Source organism: Patiriisocius sp. 208BN25-11, from assembly GCF_058147145.1.
The window spans coordinates 26,081-52,415 of record NZ_JBYVJY010000014.1 but is presented as its reverse complement, the minus strand read 5'-3'; the positions used below and the strand labels follow the sequence as shown (position 1 = coordinate 52,415).

General features: G+C 36.6%; 24 protein-coding genes. 18 read left to right on the top strand and 6 right to left on the bottom strand.

Going from position 1 to position 26,335, the window contains the following annotated elements; all coding sequences use genetic code 11:
• Positions 1 to 57: 57 nt before the first annotated feature.
• From dapF to mltG, 3 genes are read left to right on the top strand one after another with little or no spacing between them, the layout of a single operon-like run.
• Positions 58 to 834, top strand: coding sequence for a diaminopimelate epimerase (gene dapF, locus ACY2RS_RS13860; RefSeq protein WP_490099262.1), 777 nt, complete (start codon positions 58 to 60; stop codon positions 832 to 834).
• Positions 831 to 1,355 carry a GNAT family N-acetyltransferase gene (locus ACY2RS_RS13855; RefSeq protein WP_490099261.1) on the top strand — a complete coding sequence of 175 codons (525 nt, stop codon included), beginning with the start codon at positions 831 to 833 and terminating at the stop codon, positions 1,353 to 1,355. Before dapF ends, ACY2RS_RS13855 begins: the two co-directional genes overlap by 4 nt.
• A gap of 20 nt (positions 1,356 to 1,375) precedes the next feature.
• Entirely contained in the window at positions 1,376 to 2,419 is a 1,044-nt protein-coding gene (mltG, locus tag ACY2RS_RS13850) for an endolytic transglycosylase MltG (protein WP_490099260.1), read from the top strand.
• Here mltG and ACY2RS_RS13845 read toward each other — a convergent pair whose 3' ends face one another.
• Genes ACY2RS_RS13845 through ACY2RS_RS13835 form a run of 3 tightly spaced genes read right to left on the bottom strand, consistent with a single transcriptional unit; the run spans position 2,420 to position 5,269 of the window.
• Positions 2,420 to 3,103: a cell division ATP-binding protein FtsE gene (locus ACY2RS_RS13845; protein ID WP_490099259.1), complete on the bottom strand. Its 684-nt coding sequence runs from the start codon at positions 3,101 to 3,103 to the stop codon at positions 2,420 to 2,422.
• Positions 3,104 to 3,140: 37 nt separating this feature from the next.
• Positions 3,141 to 4,802 carry a S8 family peptidase gene (locus ACY2RS_RS13840; protein WP_490099258.1) on the bottom strand — a complete coding sequence of 554 codons (1,662 nt, stop codon included), beginning with the start codon at positions 4,800 to 4,802 and terminating at the stop codon, positions 3,141 to 3,143.
• Positions 4,802 to 5,269, bottom strand: a complete 468-nt coding sequence (locus ACY2RS_RS13835; protein WP_490099257.1) for a hypothetical protein — start codon at positions 5,267 to 5,269, stop codon at positions 4,802 to 4,804. The genes ACY2RS_RS13840 and ACY2RS_RS13835 overlap by 1 nt, the downstream gene beginning before the upstream one ends.
• 342 nt (positions 5,270 to 5,611) lie before the next feature.
• Here ACY2RS_RS13835 and ACY2RS_RS13830 point away from each other — a divergent pair, with 342 nt between their 5' ends.
• The 7 genes from ACY2RS_RS13830 (at position 5,612) to ACY2RS_RS13800 (ending at position 16,336) form a co-directional block, all read left to right on the top strand.
• A complete protein-coding gene (locus ACY2RS_RS13830) occupies positions 5,612 to 6,802 on the top strand; it encodes an MBOAT family O-acyltransferase (protein ID WP_490099256.1) in 1,191 nt (396 codons plus the stop codon).
• 32 nt (positions 6,803 to 6,834) lie between these two features.
• Positions 6,835 to 7,731 carry a hypothetical protein gene (locus ACY2RS_RS13825; RefSeq protein ID WP_490099255.1) on the top strand — a complete coding sequence of 299 codons (897 nt, stop codon included), beginning with the start codon at positions 6,835 to 6,837 and terminating at the stop codon, positions 7,729 to 7,731.
• Between the two features lie 219 nt (positions 7,732 to 7,950).
• On the top strand, positions 7,951 to 10,974 hold the full coding sequence (locus tag ACY2RS_RS13820; RefSeq protein WP_490099254.1) for a tetratricopeptide repeat protein: 3,024 nt from the start codon (positions 7,951 to 7,953) through the stop codon (positions 10,972 to 10,974).
• Positions 10,975 to 11,016: 42 nt separating this feature from the next.
• The gene (locus tag ACY2RS_RS13815) at positions 11,017 to 12,783 is read left to right on the top strand and encodes a TonB-dependent receptor (RefSeq protein ID WP_490099253.1); all 1,767 of its coding nucleotides are present in this window, start codon (positions 11,017 to 11,019) and stop codon (positions 12,781 to 12,783) included.
• Positions 12,784 to 12,844: 61 nt separating this feature from the next.
• A complete protein-coding gene (locus ACY2RS_RS13810; protein ID WP_490099252.1) occupies positions 12,845 to 13,057 on the top strand; it encodes a hypothetical protein in 213 nt (70 codons plus the stop codon).
• Positions 13,058 to 13,137: 80 nt separating this feature from the next.
• Positions 13,138 to 14,565, top strand: coding sequence for a choice-of-anchor B family protein (locus tag ACY2RS_RS13805; protein ID WP_490099251.1), 1,428 nt, complete (start codon positions 13,138 to 13,140; stop codon positions 14,563 to 14,565).
• A gap of 121 nt (positions 14,566 to 14,686) precedes the next feature.
• Positions 14,687 to 16,336 carry an amidohydrolase gene (locus tag ACY2RS_RS13800; protein WP_490099250.1) on the top strand — a complete coding sequence of 550 codons (1,650 nt, stop codon included), beginning with the start codon at positions 14,687 to 14,689 and terminating at the stop codon, positions 16,334 to 16,336.
• A gap of 7 nt (positions 16,337 to 16,343) precedes the next feature.
• Here the strand turns inward: ACY2RS_RS13800 and ACY2RS_RS13795 are convergent, their stop codons facing one another.
• The gene (locus ACY2RS_RS13795; protein WP_490099249.1) at positions 16,344 to 17,165 is read right to left on the bottom strand and encodes a hypothetical protein; all 822 of its coding nucleotides are present in this window, start codon (positions 17,163 to 17,165) and stop codon (positions 16,344 to 16,346) included.
• Positions 17,166 to 17,186: 21 nt separating this feature from the next.
• Here ACY2RS_RS13795 and ACY2RS_RS13790 point away from each other — a divergent pair, with 21 nt between their 5' ends.
• Positions 17,187 to 17,720: a DUF2059 domain-containing protein gene (locus ACY2RS_RS13790; RefSeq protein ID WP_490099248.1), complete on the top strand. Its 534-nt coding sequence runs from the start codon at positions 17,187 to 17,189 to the stop codon at positions 17,718 to 17,720.
• Here ACY2RS_RS13790 and ACY2RS_RS13785 read toward each other — a convergent pair.
• Entirely contained in the window at positions 17,698 to 18,435 is a 738-nt protein-coding gene (locus ACY2RS_RS13785; protein WP_490099247.1) for a class I SAM-dependent methyltransferase, read from the bottom strand. The two genes, ACY2RS_RS13790 and ACY2RS_RS13785, sit on opposite strands and share 23 nt — an antisense overlap.
• Before the next feature lie 103 nt (positions 18,436 to 18,538).
• On the opposite strand from ACY2RS_RS13785, the gene ACY2RS_RS13780 reads away from it, so the two are divergent.
• Together ACY2RS_RS13780 and ACY2RS_RS13775 are read left to right on the top strand one after the other, a co-directional pair.
• Positions 18,539 to 19,081 (top strand): YkgJ family cysteine cluster protein, encoded by a 543-nt coding sequence (locus tag ACY2RS_RS13780; protein WP_490099281.1) that lies wholly within the window; start codon positions 18,539 to 18,541, stop codon positions 19,079 to 19,081.
• A gap of 20 nt (positions 19,082 to 19,101) precedes the next feature.
• On the top strand, positions 19,102 to 19,632 hold the full coding sequence (locus ACY2RS_RS13775) for a hypothetical protein (protein ID WP_490099246.1): 531 nt from the start codon (positions 19,102 to 19,104) through the stop codon (positions 19,630 to 19,632).
• Positions 19,633 to 19,649: 17 nt separating this feature from the next.
• Here ACY2RS_RS13775 and ACY2RS_RS13770 read toward each other — a convergent pair whose 3' ends face one another.
• On the bottom strand, positions 19,650 to 21,011 hold the full coding sequence (locus ACY2RS_RS13770) for an exo-beta-N-acetylmuramidase NamZ family protein (protein WP_490099245.1): 1,362 nt from the start codon (positions 21,009 to 21,011) through the stop codon (positions 19,650 to 19,652).
• Positions 21,012 to 21,018: 7 nt separating this feature from the next.
• Between ACY2RS_RS13770 and ACY2RS_RS13765 the strand changes: the two genes are divergently transcribed.
• From ACY2RS_RS13765 to ACY2RS_RS13745, 5 genes are all read left to right on the top strand, one after another.
• Positions 21,019 to 22,257: an ABC transporter permease gene (locus ACY2RS_RS13765; RefSeq protein ID WP_490099280.1), complete on the top strand. Its 1,239-nt coding sequence runs from the start codon at positions 21,019 to 21,021 to the stop codon at positions 22,255 to 22,257.
• Between the two features lie 79 nt (positions 22,258 to 22,336).
• Positions 22,337 to 23,317, top strand: a complete 981-nt coding sequence (locus tag ACY2RS_RS13760; protein WP_490099244.1) for a PLP-dependent cysteine synthase family protein — start codon at positions 22,337 to 22,339, stop codon at positions 23,315 to 23,317.
• 432 nt (positions 23,318 to 23,749) lie between these two features.
• On the top strand, positions 23,750 to 25,021 hold the full coding sequence (locus ACY2RS_RS13755) for a DUF2851 family protein (protein ID WP_490099243.1): 1,272 nt from the start codon (positions 23,750 to 23,752) through the stop codon (positions 25,019 to 25,021).
• Positions 25,022 to 25,085: 64 nt separating this feature from the next.
• Positions 25,086 to 25,316 carry a PspC domain-containing protein gene (locus ACY2RS_RS13750; protein WP_490099242.1) on the top strand — a complete coding sequence of 77 codons (231 nt, stop codon included), beginning with the start codon at positions 25,086 to 25,088 and terminating at the stop codon, positions 25,314 to 25,316.
• The gene (locus tag ACY2RS_RS13745) at positions 25,313 to 26,320 is read left to right on the top strand and encodes a potassium channel family protein (RefSeq protein ID WP_490099241.1); all 1,008 of its coding nucleotides are present in this window, start codon (positions 25,313 to 25,315) and stop codon (positions 26,318 to 26,320) included. Before ACY2RS_RS13750 ends, ACY2RS_RS13745 begins: the two co-directional genes overlap by 4 nt.
• The last annotated feature ends 15 nt before the right edge of the window (positions 26,321 to 26,335 follow it).

Below are 26,335 nucleotides of genomic sequence, written 5' to 3'. Positions count from 1 at the left end.
ATCCTTAACAATTATCTTTCGTTTTAGAAGCTGTTTCTATTTCATACCTTTGCGCAGATGCAATTACCCTTTTATAAATATCAAGGTACCGGAAATGACTTTGTCTTAATCGATAATCGTCAGCAAATATTCCCCAAAAATGATACCAAAATAATCGCTCAATTCTGTAATCGAAAATTTGGTGTGGGGGCAGACGGACTCATCCTTTTGGAGGATCATAAGAGTGCAGATTTTACCATGGTGTACTTCAATGCCGATGGAAATGAAAGTACCATGTGTGGTAATGGAGGTAGATGCATTGTACATTTTGCTGCTTATTTGGGTGTGATTACAAATCAAACTACATTCATGGCAATCGATGGGGCACATCAGGCTACTATTTCAAAGAATAGTGTTGCATTGCATATGACACCTGTTTCTGAAATTTTAACTACCGACACGCATTGCTTTTTAAACACAGGGTCTCCACATCATGTTGAATTGGTGGAAGCTATTGAAACCCTAGACGTTTTTGAAAAAGGACGCAACATACGAAATGATGTCTATGGGTTGGAGGGTGCTAATGTAAATTTTGTGTCTAAAATTTCCGAAGATACCTTTAGTGTGCGCACCTATGAACGTGGTGTTGAAGATGAAACTTTGTCATGTGGTACGGGAGTAACAGCTGTAGCTATTGCTATGTTTGAGACAGGTAAAACCAATGCGAATCAAGTACATTTACAAACTCCTGGCGGACGCTTGAATGTGTCTTTTGCAAAAGAAGGTAATACCTATATCGATGTTGTTTTGGAAGGACCCGCAACACAAGTCTTTAAAGGATTTTGGGAGCTATGATGTTACAAGGAGAGACTATACAATTACGTGCCTTAGAGCCTACAGATCTTGATTTTTTGTATGCTTTAGAAAATGATAAAGAACTTTGGAAGGTAAGTCATACCCTGACCCCGTTTTCGAAATATATATTGACACAATACCTAGAAAATAGCCATCGTGATATTTTTGATGTGAAGCAATTACGTTTAATTATTGAACACAAAGAAACAAAAGCACGATTAGGGTGTATCGATTTATTCGATTTTAACCCGCAGCATCATCGAGTAGGAGTAGGGCTTGTTATTTTTGAACCCTCAGCCCGTGGTAAAGGCTACGCAAAAGATAGTTTAAAAGTACTGTGTGATTATGCTGTACAACACTTGCAAGTGCATCAAGTATACGCGAACATTTCCGAAGAAAACAAAGCAAGTATTGCCTTATTTGAAGCTTCAGGTTTTGAAAAAGCAGGAGTGAAAAAAGATTGGAATTTTACTGGAGGAAGGTATCGAGACGAGTGGTTATACCAACTTCTTTCAAAATAAAAAATAGAATAATTTAGAGTATGTATTTAAAGAAAATTGTAACTGCTATTGCATTGTTAGGCCTTGTGGCTATGGCTGGTTTTGCCTATTATGTGTATACTAATATATTTACACCCAACACTGCGTTTAACAATGAAGAAGCGCATGTGTATATTCCCACTGGAGCCTCTTTTGCAGATGTTCAGGAAGAGTTGAGTCCGTTACTTAGTGACATGAAAACCTTTGTAACCGTTGCCAATAGAAAAGGCTATAGTTCTAACATAAAGCCAGGTCATTTTGTGATTAAAAAAGGGAGCAATAACAATGAGATTATCAATAGCATTCGTACGGGGAATATTCCTATTAAAATAAAATTCAATAATCAAGAGCGATTAGAGAATCTGGCAGGGCATATGGCAACACAGATGGAAGCAGATAGTATTGCTTTTTTAACAGCTATGAAAGATGCAGATTTTATCAAGAAATCTGGATTTACAGATGCTACAGCTTTAGGAATGTATATCCCAAATACTTATGAAGTTTATTGGAATAGTAGTCCGAGCGCTTTTTGTGAAAAGATGCTCAAAGAGTACAATGCTTTTTGGAATGCTTCTAGAAATGCCAAAGCCAAAGCTTTAGACATGACCAGAGATGAGGTGATGGCGCTAGCATCTATTGTTCAAAAAGAGACAGCCATGGTTGAGGAGCGACCTATAGTTGCGGGCTTGTACATTAATAGATTGAAAAAAGGAATGTTATTACAAGCAGATCCAACTGTTATCTACGCCAAGAAGAAAAGCGAAAATGATTTTAATCAGGTAATCAAAAGAGTCTTGTTTAAAGATTTAGAAAACATGTCGCCTTATAATACATATAAACACGCAGGAGTTCCACCAGGACCTATTACCATGCCAGATGTTTCTGCTATTGATGGGGTGTTGAATTATCAAAAGCATGACTACTATTATATGGTAGCAAATGTAGAGAAGTTTGGATACCATAAGTTCGCCAAAACCTTATCTGGACATAACCGAAATAGGCTTGCGTATGTAAATTGGATTAATAAGCAGGGGGTGAATAGGTAATTAAACCGTCTTCTGCACCACTTCAAACAATTGTCCTTCGTCACACTTTAAGGTCTTTGAAGGGTATTTTAATAACAAGGCATAATCATGTGTTGCCATTAAAATAGTGTTACCGTTGTTATTTATTTCTTGAAGTACTTGCATCACTTCTACACTAGTTTGTGGGTCCAAATTTCCAGTAGGCTCATCTGCTAAAATAAGTTCTGGATCATTTAACAAGGCTCTTGCAATAGCGATACGTTGCTGTTCTCCACCAGATAATTGATAGGGATATTTAAAGTTCTTGGTTTTCATACCCACTTTATCAAGCACCTCGTCAATTTTGAGGTTCATTGCTTTTTTGTCTTTCCAGCCTGTGGCAGTGAGTACAAATAGCAAGTTGTCTTTTACGGTGCGATCGTTTAATAGTTTAAAGTCTTGAAACACAACCCCTAATTTTCTGCGTAGAAACGGAATGTCTTTTTCTTTTAGTTTGGTTAAATCATGGCCTACAATATGTCCTTCCCCTTTGGTTAAAGGCAAGTCACCGTACAAGGTTTTCATGAAGCTACTTTTTCCTGCACCGGTTTTTCCAATAAGGTACACAAAGGCTCCTTTTTCTATACGAATAGACACATCGTCAAGAATGAGATTGTCTTTTTGAAAAATACTAGCATTGGTAAGTTCTAAAACTGCTTGGGACATCTAATCAATTTTTTTGCTAAGATAAATATACTATGGGTTACTTATCTTCTTTATACGAAAGATATTTTTTTGGAGGTGTTGGCTCGCACTCTTTAGGCATAATCGTAGGATCTATGGCTAATTTTACAAATCCGTTTTGGTTGGGTTTTAGTTGCGTACCAGGTTTTAAAACAATTTGATTTTTTGCTTTAAAATCTACAGTGGCATCTTCTCTAAAGGTTTGGTTTTTAATTTCTATATTTTTTTGAGCACTTGAAAGCGTAAAGTCAAATCTATAAAAATCTCTATTAGCGATATGTACCGTGGCATTTGGATCTTTCATTTCTTGGGACATTTTAACTGCCCTGTATGCATTTACCCTTCCAGCACCCATGAGGCCTTTGTAGGGTTCATTGCCGGTGAGGTTCTCAACACTTTCTGATGATAGTTTTAAGATGCTTTCAACTTCATAGGATGATAAGCAATAATTTACAGACCACATGAGGCCAATAATTCCAGTAACAACAGGTGCTGCATTAGAAGAAGCGCCTCCATAAACGGTTTCTTTACCGCAGAGCTCATGTCCTAATAAATAGCCTTCTCTAGGAGCAACTAGATCTACAGCTTTATTCATTTGGACACCTTTTTCAACCTCGTAAGGAATAAGGGTGCCATCATCTTCTAAATAAAAATAGCCTGCACGTCTGTCACGAACTTGTTTTGTGATTTTTCTTCCATCTTGCACAAAGTGATAATCTGTAGGTTCTCTATGTAATGTATAAACCCCAGAAACAGAGATCACTCTTTCAAAAGAAGCAGGATATAGAGAGTCACCAAGTTTTTTTCCATCTCTATTGCAGTCGGTGCCATTTCCAGCTCCGGCGACAATAATAATTCCGTCATCGTACATTTCTTTGATACGCTCTTGAATGTTTTCTTTGTATTTGCCACCCATTTTGCACATAGCCCAGCTAGCATTGATGACTTTGGCACCAGATGCAGCAAGCTCTTCAATTTTACTAAAATTTCCGTAGGTATTCACAACGACATCACATTCTCCGCAAATTCCAGCTCTTCCATGCCCGTTATCCATTGTGCCAATTGCCAATGCTGCAACGTTAGATCCATGGGCACAAGCCATGCCTTTAGTGGCTTTGTTGTAATGGATATATTCTCTCACTCTTCCTTTAAAATCGGGGTCTAAAGAATCTACTCTAGAGTCTGAGATACCTACCACCACTTTTTTGTTACCACGTGTAATGCCCCATGCTTCTGGAGCCATGATCATATCTAGGTCATGAGATGGGTGGGGAGCCCCTAAATTTTCTACCGGACTTGTAGTTCCGTAATCGTTTGGGTAGTACGCATTTTCTGTAGTAAAAAATTGACCCACACGTGTATATTTTTCGGGGAAATGATACTGCAATGATCCTAATAACTCTGGATTGTCTGTACTTATGGTGTATACTGTTTTTAAGAGATCACTTTTGGTATTAGGATATGCTTTTTCAAAGCGAAAGATCCTGTGCAATTTGTAGATTTCTGTTTCCTTATCACTCGTCTTACTAATAACACGAACAACAGTATTACTTTTGTTGATTTTCAGGGATGTTGCATCTGCAATATTTACATGAAAATAAAGGCGTTCATCAGTTTCTTGCTGTTGTGCCAGTATCAAGAAACAATGTAGTAGCAGAAGTATGTAAGTTGCCTTTTTCATTACTCCTTGGTTAGACTATTTACTTTCTCATTGAGTGCATCAATTTGTTGCTGTTGTTCTAAGGTATATAGCGTAAGCTCCTCAATTTTTTGAAGCAATAATAAGTTCATCTTTTTAAGTTCAAGTCCTTCCTCTTCTAAAGTAGCAGCACTTGGCACTTCTGGCAAATGATGATGTTCTTTTAGGTAGGTTTCAAGACTTTTTAAATCCAACATTTTGTAATTGTTATTCAATGAAGAGTAGCCTTTGTAGTAGCTTTCAAAAACATAATCTGGAGCCACAGCCCCGTTGAGGTCAACTAATACTTCTTGCGTATGAATTTTACCTTTCACCGTAAGTTTTTCATCCGGTACGTTGGTGCCAATACCAATGTTCCCATTTTTTTCTGAAATGTTAGTAAAACTTTGTTGCGCTGCGCATGAACTTGTAAAAATGAGGAGCATGATGCTTACTACTGAAATTTTCATATCGAGAATAAATTTGTTTGTTTAAAAGTACAAGTTTTTTCTTTACTTATTAAATGACTCAATTAACGTAATAAATAATATATTTGGCAATACCGATTTTAACCCTTTCCTGTGCTATTCAATACTGTTGACTTTGCCGTTTTTCTTCCCATAGTGCTTTTGTTGTACTGGACAGTTTTTAGGAAATCGTTGCGACTTCAAAATATCTTTATTGTTGTTGTTAGTTATTTCTTTTACGCTTGCTGGGATTGGCGCTTTTTAGGACTTATATTTCTAAGTTCTTTAGTTGATTTTACTGTTGGCTATCAATTTTTAAAACCGATATCAAATCGTTTAAAAAAGATGGTTCTCTTTGCTTCTGTTTTTTTTAATATCGGACTCCTATTTACATTCAAATACTTTAACTTTTTTATAGATACCTTCACTGAGGTCTTTTCTCTATTTGGAACACAATGGCAGCCCAGTAGTATCTCCTTGATACTCCCGGTAGGAATTAGTTTTTATACATTTCAGACCTTAAGTTATACAATCGATGTATACAGAGGTAAGATGAAGCCTACTAAAAATGTGGTGCAGTTTTTTGCTTTTGTGTCTTTTTTCCCTCAATTAGTAGCAGGTCCAATAGAGCGAGCTTCTCATTTATTACGTCAATTTGCAAAAAAGAGAACTTTTCAATACGCATTACAAGTAGATGGATTACGGCTTATTCTGGGTGGTTTGTTCAAGAAAATGGTCATTGCAGATAATTGCGCTTTGGTGGTAAATCAGATTTTCGAAAACTATGCTTCTCAATCTGGAAGCACTTTGTTTGTTGGAGCTGTTTTTTTTGCATTTCAAATTTATGGTGATTTTTCTGGCTATAGCGATATCGCTATTGGTAGTTCGAGGCTACTTGGGTTTGATTTAATGAAGAATTTTAATTTTCCATATCTATCTCAAAACATGTCAGAATTCTGGAAACGATGGCATATTTCCTTGTCTACTTGGTTTAGAGATTATGTGTATATTCCTTTAGGTGGAAGTAGAGTTTCAAAGAGCCGATTGGTATTAAATATTTTTATCGTGTTTTTAGTAAGTGGCTTGTGGCATGGAGCAAACTTGACCTTTGTTTTTTGGGGAGCCGTACATGCATTATTTGTGATTCCTGTAATTTTACTTCAAAAAAGAAGTACTGACAATCCTACACCTGAAAAGCAAACCCCACTTTGGCGACAATTTGCAAATATCCTTGCTACTTTTTCTATTGTGGTGTTGGCCTGGGTCTTTTTTCGGGCTCCAACTGTAGCAGATGCTTTTCAATATCTAGGCATTATATTTTCAAAAAGTTTCTTTACCATGCCTTGGGTCTCTAGAAGTATGTTGGTGTTTTTAGCATTGTATATGGGTGTAGAATGGTTCCAAAGAAAAAGAGATCATGTGCTAGATATTACACATCTTCCCAAAGGAATTCGCTATGTAATTTATTATGTAGTTATAATAGCTACGTTCTATTTTGCAGGAGATTTACAACCCTTTATATATTTTCAATTTTAATGCGTCGATTATATTTTAAAATAGCACTTTTCTTGCTTCCAGTATTTTTGGGTTGGCTTGCCTTAGAATTTTTTTATAGACAAGTTCCTAATAATTACTCTTATAAGAATAAACAAATCCAAAGTAACTATTCAGAAATCGAGACGCTAATTTTTGGAGATTCCCATTCTTTTTTTGGAATAGACCCTAACTATTTTGAAAGTAATACGTTTAATATTTCTAATATTAGTCAGAGTTTAGCAACAGATCAATTATTGTTAGAAAAGCATATTGACTCCCTGCCTGCATTAAAGACAGTGATTTTAAATATTAGTTATTTTACACTTTCTGCCAAAGAAGATGGTGTAGAGAACAATTGGCGAAAGTTCTTTTACCATCATCATATGGATGTTACTTCATCAAGTATCTCGTATTGGAATCCACAGCGCTATAGCATGGCCTTAATCCAGCGTTTTGATAAATCAATGGCTTTGGTGCACACCTATTTTGAAGAAAATACAATTGTTTCAACGACAGCATTAGGATATGGATTACAAGACGCCACTAACATTGTTAAAGATAAAGAAGCCATTTCTAAAGTGATTGCAAAGAAGCATGAGGATAACTCCTTAGATTTTGAAATAAATGAGAAGAGGCTTGTACAAATGATTGCCCTTTGTGCTGCCCATAATGTGAAGGTAGTGTTACTTGAAATGCCAGTATATCCTAAATATTATGAGCTTTTAAATGCTGAAAAGAAAAAGAAAATAAAAAAGGTTTTAAGCGATTTTTCAGTTACAAATGAAAACGTTGAATATTTAGATTTGAGCACCCATCCTATATTTGAAAAAGAAGATCTTAGAGATGCAGACCATCTTACAAACCAAGGCGCAAAAAAGTGTAGTGAATTATTAAATACCTACATTAAGAATATACAAACAAAGAAATAGCTTTAGAATAGTTTCTTTTTTACACAAACTTTAGTGTTTGTTTTCTGAAATTTTAAAACTTAAAATACGCATCTTAGATTTCATGCGTTATTGATGTAACAACCTCACGTAATTCCAGTCTGTTATATCGTTAACAACCTGTGAATACTTCGGGTTGCGATTTTAAAAAAGCGTATTCGTAAACGTATATCTTTGACAGTAGCCCAAAAAATCTATTTCATGTTAAGAAACCTCATTCTTGCAAGCTTTTGTTTTGTTTTTAGTACAACAGCTTTTTCACAACAAACCGCTGCCTATACCAACGATCTTGTTGCTTTTAACCAAGCAATCGAATTGTACAACAACAATCAGTATCTAGCAGCGCAACAACAGTTTTCAACCGTAAAAAAAACAACAGATCGCGAAAGTATCGAAAGCGACTGTGCATACTACATTGCTAATTGTGCGGTTCGGTTAAACCAACAAGATGCAGACCAACTTATGGAGTCGTTTGTGGCAAACTATCCTACCAGTGTAAAACGAAATTCGGCCTACATCGATGTAGCCAATTATTATTTTGAGAATGGTAAATATGCCTATGCTCAAAAATGGTATGGAAAAGTAGATGCGAGTAGTTTAAGTAGGGCAGAGACAGAACGATTTAACTTCAACAACGGTTATGCTTTTTTTAAAGCGAAGCAATTTACACAGGCAAAGAAGTACTTGAATAAAGTTGTTGATTCTAAAGAATACGGTGCGCAAGCCAAATACTATTTAGGGTTTATAGCCTATGAAGGCGACGATTATGAAGAAGCAAATGAATTGTTTGAGGAGGTAAAAGACAATGAGCGCTACAATAAAGACCTATCGTATTATCAAGCCGATATGAACTTTAAATTAGGGAAGTTTCAAAAAGCAATTGATATGGGGAAGGAACAATTTGATAGTTCCAGCCCAAAAGAAAAGAGTGAACTCTCAAAAATTATTGGAGAGAGTTATTTTAACCTAGAAAAGTATGCGGAAGCAATTCCTTACTTAACGCAATACAAAGGTAAAAGAGGTCGCTGGAACAATACAGATTACTATCAATTAGGCTACGCGTATTACAAGCAAGGAGATTATGCCAATGCCATTGGTGAGTTTAATAAAATTATCGATGGGCGTAATGCAGTAGCTCAAAATGCTTATTACCATTTAGCCGCTTCGTATCTTAAACAAGACAAACAACAAGAAGCATTAAACGCATTTAAAAATGCCAGTGAAATGGATTTTAGTGCAGAAATTCAAGAAGATGCTTTCTTAAATTACGCTAAGATCAGTTACGAAATTGGAAATAGTTACACCAGTGTACCTCAAGTATTATCTGCTTTTATCTCAAAATATCCTGAGAATAAGAACAATGACGAACTACAAGACTTATTAATCGACTCATATATTTCTTCAAGAAATTACAAAGAGGCTTTGAATTTACTCGAAAATAACAATGCATTCCAAAATAAAGTGGCGTATCAAAAAGTAGCCTTCTTTAGGGGAGTGGAGGTATTTAATGAAGGAGATTATGCAGCAGCAAAAACATACTTTGATAAATCACTTAGAGAGCCTCGTGATCCTAAATTTACCGCAAGAGCTACTTTTTGGAACGCAGAAAGCGATTTTCAACTTTCTAACTTCGAAGAAGCTGCGGTGGGATATAAACAATACATGCAATTACCAGATGCATCAAGTACTCCAGAGTATACCAATGCACCATACAATATTGGCTATACTTATTTCAAGCAGAAAGCCTATGAAACAGCCATTGCCAACTTTAAAAATTTTGTGGATACACAAGGTATTGATACGGCAAGAAAAAATGATGCTTTGGTACGTTTAGGAGATAGTTATTTTGTGACTAGCCAGTATTGGCCTGCTATGGAAAACTATAATGCTGCTATCGAAGGAGGAACTCCAGATCGTGATTATGCTACATTTCAAAAGGCAATTAGTTATGGTTTTGTAGATAGAACCGCTTCTAAAATAGAAGAACTCAGTGCGTTCGACAGGAAATTTCCGAAGTCATTTTACAGAGATGATGCCTTATATGAACTAGGAAATACCTATGTATCTCAAAACAATACCACGGCTGCGGTGGATGCTTACAACAAGTTAGTACAGCAACATCCAAAGAGTAGTTATATTTCAAAAACCTTATTGAAACAAGCGCTTTTATTAGACAATGATGGAAAGAGCAATGCTGCATTAGGACTATTTAAGAAAGTGGCCAATGAATATCCTTCTACTCCAGAAGCTTTGCAAGCAGTAACAAGTGCAAAAATTATTTACATAGACGAAGGACGTGTAGATGAGTATGCAGCTTGGGTAAAAACCTTAGATTTCGTGGATGTAGAAGATGCAGAGCTAGACGACGCTACCTATCTCGCTGCAGAACAACCGTATCTGGAAAATAAAGCTGCCTTAGCGATTAAACGCTTTGAAACCTATCTACAAGAATTTCCGAATGGTAAAAACGCAATGCAGGCTCATTTTTATTTGGGACAGTTGTATTTTGGTACTGCTGAAATGTTAAAAACCATCCCACATTACACATTTGTGGTAGCTCGTGAACGAAGCGAATTTACCGAGCAAGCCTTGGCACGTTTGTCTGAAGTATATCTAGGGGAGAAAGATTATGAAAATGCTGCGATCTATCTTACGCGATTAGAAACTGAAGCAGATTTCCCTCAAAACATCATTTTTGCCCAAACCAATACTATGAAGGCAAATTACGAGCTAGAGCAATATGCTGCAGCGGTAACCTATGCAGAAAAAGTATTACAGAACACCAAGATAGATAACAGCATTAAAAGTGATGCCCAGATTATCATTGCACGTTCTGCTATGAAGACGGGAGATGAAGCCAAGGCAAAAACTGCCTATGCAGAGGTTGCAAAAATTGCAACAGGGTCATTGGCCGCAGAGGCATTGTTTTATGATGCCTATTTTAAAAATAAGCAAGGTGACTTTGCAACTTCAAACGAAGTGGTGCAACGATTGGCAAAAGAATATTCTGGATATAAATTATACGGAGCCAAAGGCCTAGTCATCATGGCAAAAAACTTCTATGGTTTAAAAGACGCCTATCAAGCTACTTATATTCTGGAAAGTGTGATTAGTAATTTCACCGATTTCCCAGATGTTGTCGCAGAAGCACAAGCCGAACTCGATATCATTAAAACAGCCGAAGCAAAGACTAATTCTTCTGTAGAAAGCCCAGAAGGAAACTAAGCAGCCAAATCAATTATACTATAGTTCTTTAACTCAATCTATATGTTTGTAACAACCTTTTCAAACGCCTACAAAATGCACATCAATCGATCATTGCCTTTATTTTTATTCTTCTTACTTGCTGCCCCTTTTACTTTGTTAGCGCAAGAAAAAGAAGACGATTTAGGAACCGAAGTTGTCAATATTGTAAAACCATACACACCTACCATAAGTGATGCTTTTAAAGTAAAAGAAACACCTATTTTAAACGATTCTATAGACACCAAGAAGAAAGAGGTAGCCTATAGTATTTTTTCTGTGCCTGTGGCTTCCACTTTTACACCTGCCAAAGGGAATGCGGCAAAGGTAGAAAAGGCAAAAAAGATAAAACTGTATGAAAACTATGCAACCCTAGGTTTTGGAAATTATACCTCTATTCTAGGAGAGCTGTACAGCAACTTTCAATTGAGTAGAACCGATAATGCGGGTGTTTTTTTTAAGCATAATTCTTCTTTGGGAAGTATTGACGATGTGCGAACAGACAGTGATTATCTTGATACAGAATTGGCTATAGACTACACTAGTAGACAGCGAGATGCTTCGTATGGTTTGAATTTTGGCGTTCAACATCAAAAATTTAATTGGTATGGAATTAACGATGCCTTTAATTTTTTGCCAGATACTTTCTTTGACGACCTTGATGTGTCTCAAAACTATTTTTCAGCAAATCTAGGAGGTAGTATTGCGATAGAGGATTCTTATTTTGAAAAAGCAGCAGTAAACTTTCGCTATTTAGGAGATAGTTACAGCTCATCAGAATTTAATATTTCGGCTTTGCCAGAGTTTGCTTTTCCAGTGAGTGATTATAATTTTAGAATTGGTGTAGAGATCGATTACCTATCGGGAAGTTTTGCAGAGGATATCTTTGTTTCAAGTCAGAAAAAATACAGTCAGCTAAATGCTGGATTAAATCCATCACTATCCATCATTACCAACGATTTGTCATTAAATCTTGGGGTGTCTACCTATCTTGGTATCGATGGCCAAGAAGATGGTGTTGATTTCTTTATCTACCCAAACATTACCGCTAGCTACAGAGTAGTTGATGACTTGTTTATTGCTTATGGAGGAATCGAAGGAGATTTAACGCAAAATAGCTACTATGGAAGCAAAGAGGTAAATCCATTTGTGTCTCCAACTCTAGACTTAAACCCAACCAATAAAAACTATGACGCCTACGCTGGTGTTAAAGGAAAAGTAACCAATGCAATAGCCTATAATGTGAGAGCGGGGTATAGTGATGAAAGAGACAAAGCATTATTTAAATCAAATTTGTATAGCAATTTGCTGGATACAGAAGGCTACAAATTCGGAAATTCTTTTGGGTTGGTATATGATGATATCAAAACCCTACATGTCTTCGGGGAGCTAAAATCTGAGTTGTCTGCTAATCTATCTATTGGTGTAAATGCAACCTTTAATAGCTACAATACAGATAACCAAGTAGAGGCATGGAATTTACCATCTTTACAAGCATCACTATTTAGTACCTTTAACATCACTGAAGCCTTGTATGGAGGTGTTTCTGTTTTTTATGTTGGAGAGCGTAAAGATCAAGATGATAATGTCTTAGTAGATTCTGGAGATACAACTGTTACATTAGATGGGTATGTAGATGCCAATCTGCATTTAGGCTACCGACTCTCTGAGCGTTTGTCTATTTTTCTAAAAGGAAGTAACTTGTTAGCAGATAATTACGAAAAATGGTACAACTTCCCAGTACAAGGAATACAAGTTTTAGGAGGCGCTACCTATAAATTTGACTGGTAATTTTTTGGCAATACACTATAGGTAGTATGCTGTAAGCTAGAATGACTCATAAATAACTATTATGTTAAACCATAAAAAGAATCTATTATACATATTAGCAACTGCTGGAGGACTTTCTATTCTTGGCTTTATTCTAGATCTTCATGAGCGTGTTCCAAATGTTTGGATCAATATTTCTGAAATTTTCATCATGACACTCTTGCTATTTATTGTAATTGCGTTGGGGTATTTTATTTTTGTGGGCTGCTATCGAATTTTTAGTATTTCAAAATAGACATATGATACTTTTGTGAGTTGTTATTTCAGGTTTTTGATAGAATAATGATGATATTGCCCTAAAAGAATTCTATTGCAATGAAAAAACTACTGCATCTCCTTTTTATCTTTCCAATACTCAGCACATTTGCACAAACCCCTTGTGAAAATGGTATGGCTGGTCCTTATGAATGTGACGGATTTGATCTTCTTTTTGAAAGGACTGCCTCAGAATTTGGTTCTAGTAATGCAAACGACTCATGGGGTTGGACAGACCCAGAATCTGGCTCAGAGTATGCTTTGGTTGGATTGAATGATGGTACAGCCTTTTTAAATATTGACGATCCTGTGAATCCAATCTACTTAGGAAGATTAGACACGCACACGGGGTCAAGTGTATGGAGAGATATAAAAACCTATAATAATTATGCTTTTATTGTGAGTGAAGCCTTCGATCATGGAATGCAAGTTTTTGATCTTACTAGATTGCGCAATGTTTCTAATCCTCCAGTAAACTTTACAGAAGATGCTCATTATGATGGTTTTGGGAGTGCACATAATGTTGTAATTAATGAAGCGTCAGGATATGCTTATGGAGTAGGATCAAGCACTTTTAATGGGGGGCCGCATTTTGTAGATATTTCAGATCCTTTAAATCCTGTCGCTGCAGGTGGTTTTGCTACAGATGACTATAGTCACGATGGACAAGTAATTACGTACAGTGGTCCAGATGAAGACTATACAGATAGAGAAATTTATATTGGTAGTAATGAGGAGTTTATTTCTATTGTAGACATTACAGATAAATCAAATCCAGTAGCTATTTCGACAGCTACCTATCCAAGTACGGTATATACACACCAAGGATGGTTTACAGAAGATCATCGTTATTTTTTATTAGGAGACGAAATAGATGAAATTAATATTGGTTTCAATACCCGTACCATCGTATTTGATTTTCAAGATTTAGATAATCCAGAATTACATTTTCAATATGAGGGCCCCACTGCTGCAACAGACCATAATGGCTACGTCAAAGGCGATACCTATTATTTGGCAAACTATACTGCGGGTATTCGTACCATAGATATTAGTGATATTGAAAATGAAAACTTTGTAGAAACTGGTTTTTTTGATGTTGATCCTTCTGGAAATGGAGCAGGATATAGTGGTGCTTGGAATGTGTACCCTTATTTTGAAAGTGGTACCTTGTTAGTAACTACATTACGCTTTAATGATCCTAATTATGTGCCCGGTATGTTACTTATTAGAGATAGTAGTCTTGCTGTGCCTGAAGTAAATGCGCTATCAGTTTCCATATATCCTAATCCGGCTTCAGATAGGGTTACTATAAAAGTGCCTAATCAAGATGCTATTGCCATATCTGTGTATGATGTTTTTGGAAAGTTGCTTATAGAAAGGCAAGAAAATGAACAGCTAGTTTCATTAGATGTATCTGCTTTAACAAAAGGTGTTTACTTTATCACGGTTAATGAAACAACTACGCAGAAACTTATTGTAGAGTAGTTGTTTTGAAATGTTATTTAAAACCCAAAATTGTATTTCGATACTTTTTTGGGTTTTTGTTTTGATGTTCAAATAGTATTTTCACAAAACATTCCTATTTTTACTTCAAAGCTATATCTTCATGAAACTACTCTCATACATCACCTTATTTGTTTTTTTAACCGCTTGTGCACCCGATAAAATTTCAGCAGACTTATTGGTTAAAAATGCAACCATCTACACCGTAAACGAAACCTTTGATGTTGCCTCTGCTTTTGTGGTGAAAGACGGGAAGATTTTGGAGATAGGTAAAAAACCTGAGCTTGAACTAAAGTACAAGGTAGCCACTACTTTCGATGCACAAGGAAAAACAATTGTACCTGGACTCATCGATGCACATGCACATTTATACAATTTAGGAAGAACTATGCAGCAGGTTGATTTGGTAGGCACCACTAGTTTTGAAGATGTGGTGACCAAAACAGTAACATTTCAGAAAGAAAAAGACTTAGACTTTATTTTAGGTCGTGGTTGGGATCAAAACGATTGGGATGTACAAGAATTTCCTACCAATGAAATGCTAGATGCTTTGTTTCCTCAAACTCCGGTAGCACTTACTCGAGTAGATGGACATGCTATGGTGGCCAATAGCAAGGCACTTGAAATGGCCGGAATTACAACAGAAACCAAAATACCAGGAGGAGAGGTGGTCTTAGAAGATGGAAAAATGACGGGCGTTCTTATTGATACACCGATGAGTTTGGTTTACGCCACCGTTCCAGAACCTTCAATAGAAACTATAAAGAGTAATTTAAAAGAGGCAGAGCAAGTATGCTTGTCGTATGGTTTAACGACCTTAGACGATGCTGGATTATCTATAAAAGTAATCGAAGCCATTAAAGAATTACAGGAAGCGAATGAACTTTCATTGCGCGTGTATGCTATGGTAAGCAATACGCCAAAAGATTTAGACTACTTCTTACCTAAGGGGATTATTAAAACAGATAGGCTTCATGTACGTTCTGTAAAAGTCTATGCCGATGGAGCATTGGGGAGTAGAGGAGCGGCTTTACGAAGTCCGTATAGTGATAAGCATAACCATTTTGGTGCCATGATCACCGATGCCAATGCACTAGATGCTTTGGCAGCAAGAATCAAAGCAGCAGGATATCAAATGAACACTCATGCCATTGGAGATTCTGCAAACATTGCGACCATAAGAGCGTATTCAAAAGCACTGGAAGGTGAGAAAGATGCCCGTTGGAGAATTGAACATGCACAGGTGGTAACGCCTTCAGATTTTAAAAACTTTTCGAGGAATATCATTCCGTCTATACAACCTACTTATGCTACCAGCGATATGTACTGGGCAGAAGATCGTGTAGGCGAAGAACGTATCAAAGGTGCTTATGCTTACAAAACATTATTGAATAATGCTGGTATCATTGCTTTGGGAACCGATTTTCCAGTAGAACGCGTCAATCCGATGCATACTTTTTATGCGGCTGTAGCTAGAAAAGATCTAAAACAATACCCAGAAGGTGGTTATAGAATAGAAGAAGGTTTAAGCAGAGCTGAAACGTTAAAGGGTATGACACTTTGGGCAGCATACGCTAACTTCGAAGAGGTCGAAAAAGGAAGTATCGAAGTAGGTAAATTTGCGGACTTTACAGTCCTAGAAAAAGACATCATGGAAATACATGAGGACAGTATTCCAAATGTAAAAACAGTAGCTACATTTATCAATGGAGCGAAAGTGTTTGATCGCTCTAAAATTTCCGAAGAAAACTAAATAGGGTTTATTTCCCCCCTTTTGCCTGCAGATCTTGAATGCATAGATTAGCATCAAAACCAGGAACATCTGCCAATCTTGAAAGACGTTGCATATCTCTAGACAATCTTGATCTTGTAATGTTTTGAGCTTCAAAATACATCAAGCAGTCTTCTACAATACAATGCTTTGGGTGGTCAAGGTCTTCATGATCTGATCCAGGATGAATATCATCGTTTTGGATATTTACCAATCCAAAAATGTGTCCAAATTCATGGTGTAATGTAGTAGACTCTAGACGACTTAGTACATCTTGTACATTATTGGTAACCTCTTGTAAAGTACGTTCATAAATAACAATAGAAGTATTTTGATAAGCACTTCCTAGTGTAAGGGTTGTGCTGGTGTCGCTATTAGAGTTTCCACTAGCAAAGTAAACGTACACGGCAATATTATCGCCTTCTGTATACTGAGTTCTTTGCTCATTTTCTATGTTTCTAATCTGAGAAATAGAGAAAGGACCGTTTTGATCGGCAATCACTGTTTCGATAAATGAAATGCCGTCGGGTTTATTGACACGCTCATTAATAAAAACTCTAAAAGCATCTAATGCTTCTTGCGTGGGTTTGTATGCTGGAGAATATACAAGTTCTACCGTCATGCTTTTGTATGTGTCATCGCTCAATAAGTCTTCTGCAGATAGGCCCAATGCTTTTCTGTTTTCTGCTTTTGGGTCTTGACTATTGCCTCCGTCATCGTTTTTACAAGACATGGCAACGAAAACTAAAAGTAGAATAAGGGTTAATTTTTTATAAAAGCGAATCATGGTATTAAATTTGTATTTTAGCAAACATAACTTTTTAATCGCATTATGAAAATACGTTTCAACTTTTTAACGCTCTTTTTAACCATTTGTTTTTCTATGAACGCACAAAATGGTTTTCAACAAGAAGTCATTTCATATTTGACAACAAACGGAACAGTAACCCAGTACAATGGTGTTTATGATGAAATGATAGGTGTTCTTAAACAGCAATTTGCAAATGCAGATGTTCCGCAAACAGAGTGGGATGCGCTTAAAAATGACAAATCAAAATCTGTAGACCAAGTCATACGAATGTTTGCTTCTGTATATCGCAAGCATTTTACACAAGATGATATTACCCTATTAAATGATTTTTATAGTTCAGATGCGGGTGTTCAGATGCGTTTAGATCCTGAAGGATTGAATAGAGAACAGCGTCTTGCCGTTGGAGAGTTTTATAAATCTCCTGTTGCAACAAAGTTGGACGGTGTTAAAGTAGAGCTTACTACCGATATTTCTCAAGTTTCAGAATACTGGAGTAGAGATCTGTTTAATGCGGCTATGAATAACCTTATTGCTAAAGGCTATTCTCCGCAATAGTAAGTTTTGCTAAATAGTCGAAATTGTCTCCTCTGGTTATAACCTCAAAGTCGAATCCGTTGGCAATGGCTGCGGTTTCAAATAAAGTTTCGTCTAGGTACAACCAAGGAAAGGCCTCACTAGTTTCTCCTTTATAAGACATGGTGAAATCTAACTCGCCATAGTACCGATCTGCGGGCACCCAAATAGCGCTTTGTGTATCGGTTTTTGAAATTTTCTCTTGATCATACATATAGCGTAAGTCGCTTGAGTCTATTAAAATCTGACCCATAGGAGTCAATAGCGTTTTAATATGTTGCAGGTATAACCCTATATTTTGCAGGATGCCAAAAATACCCGTTCCGTTCATGAGGAGCAGCAGGGTGTCAAATTTTTCTCCCTCAAATGCCAGTAATTCAGTTTGCCTAACATTTTTCACGCCTCTTTGTTGGGTAACTTTAATAGCACCTTCGGAAATATCCATGGCAATAACCTCTAGTCCTTTTTCTTGTAAATATAAAGCGTGGCTCCCTGCGCCACAGCCAATATCTAACACCTTTCCACTTGCGAGCTGTAAAGCCCTTTGTTCAATCCCGGGCATTTCCTGAAAGCTCCGAAATAAATAGGGCAGCGGCATTTCATCTTCTTCACTAATATTGGTAGCAGTGATGATGTCTTCGGTATAGTTGTTATTGTGATAATCAAGTAAGGCGCTGCCTAAGATGTCTTTTTTCATTTTGAATATAACCTGAAGGTGAATGCTATAATTGAATATCTTCTTATTTAGAATTCAATTGCAATGGCTGCTTTTTTTATTTCGTACTTTTGCTGCTATGGAAATGGACGATATATTAAGAGAACTCCCTAAAAAGGCCAAAGATAAACATAAAGAGCATAAAAAGTTCTTTGCAAAAATTAAGAAGCGCACTCCAAAGCATCTTGACACCATCATGGCCGAACTTCATGAAGAGGAGTTTGAAAAAACTGATTGTCTTACTTGTGCCAACTGTTGTAAAACGACCAGTCCCATTTTTACGGAAAAGGACATCTTTAGGATTGCCAAACATTTCAGAATAAAAGAGCAGCGCTTTATAGAGACCTATTTAGAAGTAGATGAAGATAATTTTCATGTACTAAAATTTGCTCCTTGTACTTTCTTGGATGAAAATGATAATAGTTGTACTATTTATGACGTGCGCCCTAAAGCCTGCCAGGAATACCCACATACCAACCGAAGAAATTTCCATAAAATAAGCGAGATCACTTTAAAAAATACTGCCATTTGTCCTGCTGCTTTTAACATTGTAGAAGCCATGCAAAAGCGTATTGATGTTGGAACAAACCCAAAAGGGAAGAAGTATAAGTTTAATGGTAGAGATTAGCTAAAAAAAGATTTTTTATTATGAAGCAAATATTAAAAGATGTAATACCGGTAATTCTAGGAATTTTAATTGCATTGCTAATTAATAACTGGAATGAAGAACGAAAAGACAAAAAGTATCTAAATCAAATCTATAAATCTATTCAAAAAGAGCTAAAGGAAAGTGATTTAGATTTCAAAGAAAACATTCCAAAACAACAAAAACTTTTAGACAGTTTAAATTTCTATTTAAATAATGAAAATGTATCAATATTTGAAATTATTAGAAAGGTTGGAGGTATTTATTCACCTAAAATAAAAAACATTTCATGGAAGGCTGTTGCAAATTCTAGGATAGAACTCATTGAATTTGATAAGTTGTATTTATATTCAGAATTAGATGAATCAAAAAAAAATCTAGAGTACAAACAAGATAAAATTTCTGATTACCTTTATCAAAATATTAAAAGTACAAGTGGTGAGAAAAAAGAAATTCTTATGTTAATGGTTTCAGAAATAATTGCAACTGAAAAGTATACGCAATCAGAAATCGAAAAATTGATTCAAAAATAAAATCGTTTATTTGAATTTTACTCATAGATAAGATACGGCTGTCTCATGGCATCAAATTTTTGAAGTCCTTTTTGCCAACTTGCTTTAATATCTTCCTCACTCATTCCTTGTTCGATTTGTTTTTGAAGTGTATCGGTCCCAGCCAAGGTAGCGAAGAATGGGATGAAGAATGATTTTTTATCTTCTACAGTGTTATAGGCATCTAAAAGCCAACTTAGGTTAATACTGTTTTGGGCTTTTGCCTTGCTGAGGTCTAATCCATTGCATTGTTCCCCTTTAAATTTAGGATATTTGGCACCCTCATTGGCTTGCGGCGTAAAGCTATATGAATATTTGTCTGATGGTAAACTCGGAGCGCCAAATATTTGGAATTGCTGCTCTGTACCGCGACCCGCACTAATAAAAGTACCTTCAAAGAAACAAAGGCTAGGGTAGAGGTTAATCGCTACATCATTGGGTAAATTGGGGGAGGGTTTTATAGGAAGCGAATAAGGTGTTTTGTGCGTGTAATTTTTCATGGCAATTACTGTAAGGTCACATTGCACTTTGTTGTCGAGCCAGCCTTCTCCATTAATCATTTGTGCATATTCGCCAATGGTCATTCCATGCACCACAGGGATGGTGTGCTTCCCAACAAAGCTAGTGTGCTTGGTTTCTAAAATAGGTCCGTCGATGTAATGTCCGTTGGGATTGGGTCTGTCTAGTACAATCAGCGGAATATTGTTTTCTGCACAAGCCTCCATCACATAATGCAACGAAGAGATATAGGTGTAAAAGCGAGCTCCCACATCTTGAATGTCAAATACCATGACATCAATATCTTTTAAATGCTCAACAGAAGGTTTTTTATGTTTCCCGTGTAATGAAATAATAGGGATTCCCGTTTTTAAATCTACGCCATCTTTAATCATTTCGCCTGCATCTGCCTTCCCTCTAAAACCGTGCTCTGGGGCGAATACTTTGGTGACATTAGTTTCACGAGAAATTAAAAAATCTACTAGATGGATATCTTCTACAATAACTCCTTCAGCAGGATTTATTGGGTTATAAATAGAGCCTGTTAATGTATCGTTTACTATTGAAGTCTGATTTGCTACAATTCCTACTTTTTTGTTTAGAAGTAACTTATAATACTTTGAAATTTGATTGGCTCCTATCTTAATACCTGTTTCATTAAGGCTATCAATAGTTCGTCCCATTTCATTTTCTTTTTTCTTTTCTCTTTTTTCTTTTCTCTTTTTTGCTTCTGAAATGTTAAGGGTATCATTTATAACAATGCTATCTGCAAAACCTTGATTTTTACTTGTACTCGGACTTCCACAAGAAAAGAATCCGATAATCGTTATAAATACTATATTTTTGAAAAAAGATACGCCCATAGGTCCAATGAATTTTGAATATTTTATCGCTCGCCGTATTGCTGCCAATAAAGACTATAAAAGTAGTATTTCGGCACCAATAATAAAAATTGCTATCGTAGCAATTGCGCTAGGGATTATTACCATGTTAATAGCCATTGCGACGAGTGTTGGACTCCAAAAAAAGATCAAAGAAAAAGTCTCTGCCTTTAATGGAGATTTAATTATCACCAATTTCGACACCAATAACTCAGATGACTCCCAGGTTCCTATTTCGATGGAACAGGACTTCTATCCAGATTTTAATCTTTCAGAAAATGTAAGTCACATACAAATAACGGCATCTAAGGGTGCCGTGTTGCGTACCGAAATAGATTTTGAAGGAATTATAGTAAAAGGCGTCGGGCAAGATTATAACTGGACCTATTTTGAAGATTTCTTAACACAAGGCGTGCTGCCAGATTATGGTGCAAAAGCAATGAGTAATGAGGTGCTTATTTCAGAATACCTCGCAAACAGACTAGGCCTGCAATTAGGAGATACTGCCTTGGCATATTTCTTTAATGAAAACAGCAGTAAACCACCACGTATTCGTAAATTTTTTATTGTTGGCTTGTACAATAGCGGTTTTCAACAATTTGATGCGCAGTTTATTATTAGTGATATTAGACACATACAACGCCTCAACAAATGGGAGCCTGATGAGATTGGTGCTTTTGAATTATTTGTAAACGATTTTGACGCCATCGATGCAACCAATAATGAAGTGTATGAAAATATTGGGAGCATGCTCGATACCCAAACCATTCGCGGACGCTTTTACTCTATTTTTGAGTGGTTGGATTTATTCGATTTTAATGTGGCGCTTATTATTGTGATGATGATTGTCGTGGCTGGATTTAACATGATTACAGCTTTATTGGTTTTAATTCTTGAACGCACCAAGATGATTGGAATTTTAAAGGCCATGGGGAGTAACGATTGGAGTGTGCGTAAAATTTTTATTTACAACGCTATGTATTTGGTGGCGGTTGGACTGTTTTGGGGAAATTTGATTGGTATTGGTTTGCTGGTGGCACAAGATCAGTTTAATCTATTTCCACTAGACCCAGATACCTATTATGTAGACCAAGCGCCAGTATATTTGCATTGGACTTATATTCTAGCCCTAAACATTGGGACCTTGGTCTTGTGTTTTTTGATTTTATTAATTCCCAGTTATATCATTTCTAAGATCTCTCCTGTGAAGGCGATTCGGTTTGAATAAAACCTAAGAATAGCACTTCTCAAATCCATAAGAAGGATGTACCTTTGCATTCTGAAATTTTACACATTTACAACACGTTATGGACTACGCAGAAAATATATTGGGTACTATTGGAAATACCCCTATGGTAAAGATCAACAAACTAGCTGAGGATATTCCAGGATTGGTGCTTGCCAAATATGAAACGTTTAACCCAGGCAACTCGGTAAAAGATCGTATGGCCTTGCAAATGATTGAAGATGCCGAAGCCGACGGACGTCTGCAGCCTGGTGGGACCATTATAGAGGGAACTTCTGGAAACACTGGAATGGGCTTAGCGCTTGCGGCCATTGTTAAAGGGTATAAAATGGTCTGCGTGATAAGTGATAAACAAAGTAAGGAGAAAATTGATATTCTACGTGCGGTAGGAAGTGAAGTTGTGGTATGTCCAACAGATGTAGCACCAGACGATCCAAGATCGTATTACTCTACTTCAAAACGCTTAGCAGAAGAAACAGACAATAGCTGGTATGTTAACCAGTATGACAATCCGAGTAACGCCAAAGCGCATTACCAAAGCACCGGACCAGAAATCTGGAAACAAACCGATGGCAAAGTAACACACTTTGTAGTAGGTGTAGGAACTGGTGGTACCATTAGTGGTGTTGGAAAATACTTAAAAGAACAAAACCCAAATGTAAAAGTATGGGGAATTGACACCTACGGTAGTGTCTTTAAAAAATACCATGAAACAGGTATCTTTGATGAGAAGGAAATCTATCCCTACGTTACTGAAGGAATAGGAGAAGACATCTTGCCAGAAAATGTTGACTTTAGTATCATCGATGGTTTTACCAAAGTAACCGATAAAGACGCAGCCGTTTGGACCCAAAAATTATCGAAAACAGAAGGGATGTTCCTAGGAAACTCAGCTGGAGCAGCCATGAAAGGATTGCACCAATTAAAAGAACATTTTAACGAAGATGATGTTGTTGTTGTATTATTCCACGATCACGGAAGTAGGTACGTAGGTAAAATGTACAACGATGAGTGGATGAAAGAAATGGGGTATTTGGACTAGACCGCCTTCGGCTGATAGATCGTTCGCGTTGCTTACTTATAGAGGTTAGACCGCTTACTCCTTCGCTAAAGCTTCGAAGTACGAGTCGCTGATAGACTGGGGTTGTTATTTGGTTTTTTTAAATTTCGATATTCGTTATTCGATATTGAGTTACTAAGGTCTTCGAAAGGCTCAAAATAACAACATTGGTTCATCTCTTTTTTATGAATTCTCATTGTCACCCTGTCCCGAAGCTTCGGGAGTCGAAGCGTAGTTTTTGAAAAGAGTTGATATGTTTAAAAGCTTAGGCGTTTAGAAGTATCTTTTTAAATTTTCGACATTCGACATTCGACTTCGGTCACCCGTCATCGGTCACCCGTCACCCTTTTTACACTTAACAAAAAAATCACTACTTTTAAACTTCTCTCCAGTTATCGCGCATCACCATCTTAGATGAACGAAGATTTTTTACACTATGTGTGGAAGTTTCAAAAGCTACATACACAACAATTAACTACAAGCACAGGAGTTCCCATTCAAGTACTACAAGTAGGTCAGCATAATTACAATGCGGGCCCAGATTTCTTTAACGGGCAGCTCATTATTGGAAATCAGAAATGGGCTGGGACCATAGAAATTCATGTAAACGCGAGCGATTGGTATATCCACAACCACGAAAAAGACAAAGCCTATGACAATGTAATTTTACATATAGTATGGCAACACGATGCCGAGATTTACAGAGCAAATGGGGTTCAGATCCCTACCTTAGTATTGCGGGATTTTATTGCATCGGAAATGTTAGAAAACTACCAGGCGTTAGTAGCTCAAAAATCCAAATGGATACCCTGCGAGGATTATTTTCCTCAAGTGTCTTCCATGACGCTCACAAGCTGGTTAGAACGATTGTATATTGAACGTTTAGAACAAAAGAGCACTCACATTTCAGAAAGATTAAAAGCATTGCAAAATGACTGGGAAGCAGTGTTTTTTGAAATGCTCGCCAAAAGTTTTGGACTTGCCGTAAATGGAGCTTCCTTTTTAAGCATTGCGCAATCTGTTCCTTTTACTTTGGTTCAAAAATACAGATGTGATCCAGAACAGCTAGAGGCTTTGTTGTTAGGTCAGGCAGGGTTTCTAGACAAGGAAGCAAAAGATGTTTACCAATTACAACAACAGCAAAATTATACCTATTTAATTCAAAAGCATGGTGTAACAAATGATGGTGTGATTGCACCAAAATATTTTAGATTGCGACCTCATAATTTTCCAACAATACGTTTATCACAATTAGCAAATTTGTATTCAGAACGAAGGCATTTGTTTTCGAGCGTGATGGAAGTAACTTCTGTAACGCAATTATATGATTTGTTTAAAATTTCGGCGCTGCCTTATTGGGAAACGCATTATAGCTTTGGCGTTACTGCAGCCTCATACAAAAGAACCTTAAGCAAAGCCTTTGTTGATTTGTTGCTTATCAATACTATCATACCCATGAAGTTTTTATATGCACGATATATGCAAGAAGATACAACAGAGCAACTCATTACAATGGCTCGTTCTTTAGCCAAAGAAAATAATACCATTATCAAAAAATTTAATACCCTCAAAAAAGTTGCGTCAAATGCTTTTGAAAGTCAAGCTTTGTTGCAACTCAATAAAAACTATTGTGCTACATTAAAGTGCATGCAATGTGCTATTGGAAATGATTTTTTAAGAAGATAATTAGTAGAGAAATGAATGTAAATAGCACCTAAAGTTTCAGTAAAAAAATTCCTAACTTGCAGGTATGTTACAATGGGTCTATAACGTACGGCATTATTTTGAACGACACGGGTATTATGTGTGTTCAAGACTAGCAGACCGCTTAGGAATGCGCGCCAAAAGTGTGCGCTTGTTTTTTATTTATGTTTCGTTTGCTACATTGGGTGTTTGGTTTGCCATCTACCTAACCTTAGCTTTTTGGCTACGACTTAAAGATTTAGTGTACAGTAAAAGATCTTCGGTATTCGATTTATGAGAAAGCTTTTTCAGTCTAAAATATATGTAGCTGTGTTGCTCTTGCTTGCTGTTTTTATGGCAGGTGTATTGGGCTATAAGTTTATTTCAGACTATTCCTGGGTAGATGCTTTTTATATGACGGTAATTACCATTACTACCGTTGGGTATGGAGAAGTAATGCCACTAGATGATGGTGATAAATTTTTCACCTCTATTTTAATATTGTCTAGTATTTTTATAGTAGCCTATGCTATTTCTGTCATTACAGAATATATGTTGAGTAAAAACAATATTGGAAATTTAAGAGAAAAGAGAATTCATAAAATAATTGATAGTATGAAAGAGCATGTTATTGTTTGTGGCTACGGTAGAAACGGAAAACAAGCCGTCGAGAAATTAGTAGATTATAACAAGCCTTTTGTGGTCATAGAAAAAGATCATGAAGTGGTCGATAAATACATCGAAGATATTTTGTTTGTAGAAGGTAATGCAAGTGATGATGAGGTATTGCAAGAAGCGGGTGTAGAAAGAGCAAGTACCTTGATTTGTGCGCTGCCTAGCGATGCAGATAATTTGTTTATCGTACTTACCGCTAGGCAAATGAATCCAAATCTTAAGATTATTAGCCGCGCCACAGAAGAGACAAGCTATAAGAAACTAAAGTTAGCAGGAGCAGATAATGTCATACTCCCAGAAAAAATAGGGGGCGATCACATGGCCTCTTTAGTCGTTGTGCCAGATTTGGTTGAGTTTTTAGATAATTTATCGGTTTCTGGTGAGAAAGATAGTATTAATGTAGAGCAAATTCCGTTTGAGAAAGTGTGTCCGTCGGGTCAAGAACAAGCTATTATTGATTTAGATATCCGACAAAAAACAGGCTGTTCTGTTATTGGTTATAAATCGCCTTCGGGAGAATATATCGTGAATCCTGAGGCAACAATGACCTTAGAAAAAGATTCTAAATTAATACTTATAGGTCGCCCTACACAGATAGAAAGCCTTAAGAAGTTGTATGGTGTTTAATACTTCGTTTACAAT

What these genes read in the sequence shown, in the direction of transcription:
- dapF (WP_490099262.1), top strand. Translation starts at nt 58, where the DNA reads ATGCAATTACCCTTTTATAAATATCAAGGTACCGGAAATGACTTTGTC.
- ACY2RS_RS13855 (WP_490099261.1), top strand. Translation starts at nt 831, where the DNA reads ATGATGTTACAAGGAGAGACTATACAATTACGTGCCTTAGAGCCTACA.
- mltG (WP_490099260.1), top strand. Translation starts at nt 1,376, where the DNA reads ATGTATTTAAAGAAAATTGTAACTGCTATTGCATTGTTAGGCCTTGTG.
- ACY2RS_RS13845 (WP_490099259.1), bottom strand. Translation starts at nt 3,103, where the DNA reads ATGTCCCAAGCAGTTTTAGAACTTACCAATGCTAGTATTTTTCAAAAA.
- ACY2RS_RS13840 (WP_490099258.1), bottom strand. Translation starts at nt 4,802, where the DNA reads ATGAAAAAGGCAACTTACATACTTCTGCTACTACATTGTTTCTTGATA.
- ACY2RS_RS13835 (WP_490099257.1), bottom strand. Translation starts at nt 5,269, where the DNA reads ATGAAAATTTCAGTAGTAAGCATCATGCTCCTCATTTTTACAAGTTCA.
- ACY2RS_RS13830 (WP_490099256.1), top strand. Translation starts at nt 5,612, where the DNA reads ATGGTTCTCTTTGCTTCTGTTTTTTTTAATATCGGACTCCTATTTACA.
- ACY2RS_RS13820 (WP_490099254.1), top strand. Translation starts at nt 7,951, where the DNA reads ATGTTAAGAAACCTCATTCTTGCAAGCTTTTGTTTTGTTTTTAGTACA.
- ACY2RS_RS13815 (WP_490099253.1), top strand. Translation starts at nt 11,017, where the DNA reads ATGTTTGTAACAACCTTTTCAAACGCCTACAAAATGCACATCAATCGA.
- ACY2RS_RS13810 (WP_490099252.1), top strand. Translation starts at nt 12,845, where the DNA reads ATGTTAAACCATAAAAAGAATCTATTATACATATTAGCAACTGCTGGA.
- ACY2RS_RS13805 (WP_490099251.1), top strand. Translation starts at nt 13,138, where the DNA reads ATGAAAAAACTACTGCATCTCCTTTTTATCTTTCCAATACTCAGCACA.
- ACY2RS_RS13800 (WP_490099250.1), top strand. Translation starts at nt 14,687, where the DNA reads ATGAAACTACTCTCATACATCACCTTATTTGTTTTTTTAACCGCTTGT.
- ACY2RS_RS13790 (WP_490099248.1), top strand. Translation starts at nt 17,187, where the DNA reads ATGAAAATACGTTTCAACTTTTTAACGCTCTTTTTAACCATTTGTTTT.
- ACY2RS_RS13785 (WP_490099247.1), bottom strand. Translation starts at nt 18,435, where the DNA reads ATGAAAAAAGACATCTTAGGCAGCGCCTTACTTGATTATCACAATAAC.
- ACY2RS_RS13780 (WP_490099281.1), top strand. Translation starts at nt 18,539, where the DNA reads ATGGACGATATATTAAGAGAACTCCCTAAAAAGGCCAAAGATAAACAT.
- ACY2RS_RS13775 (WP_490099246.1), top strand. Translation starts at nt 19,102, where the DNA reads ATGAAGCAAATATTAAAAGATGTAATACCGGTAATTCTAGGAATTTTA.
- ACY2RS_RS13770 (WP_490099245.1), bottom strand. Translation starts at nt 21,011, where the DNA reads ATGGGCGTATCTTTTTTCAAAAATATAGTATTTATAACGATTATCGGA.
- ACY2RS_RS13765 (WP_490099280.1), top strand. Translation starts at nt 21,019, where the DNA reads ATGAATTTTGAATATTTTATCGCTCGCCGTATTGCTGCCAATAAAGAC.
- ACY2RS_RS13760 (WP_490099244.1), top strand. Translation starts at nt 22,337, where the DNA reads ATGGACTACGCAGAAAATATATTGGGTACTATTGGAAATACCCCTATG.
- ACY2RS_RS13755 (WP_490099243.1), top strand. Translation starts at nt 23,750, where the DNA reads ATGAACGAAGATTTTTTACACTATGTGTGGAAGTTTCAAAAGCTACAT.
- ACY2RS_RS13750 (WP_490099242.1), top strand. Translation starts at nt 25,086, where the DNA reads ATGTTACAATGGGTCTATAACGTACGGCATTATTTTGAACGACACGGG.
- ACY2RS_RS13745 (WP_490099241.1), top strand. Translation starts at nt 25,313, where the DNA reads ATGAGAAAGCTTTTTCAGTCTAAAATATATGTAGCTGTGTTGCTCTTG.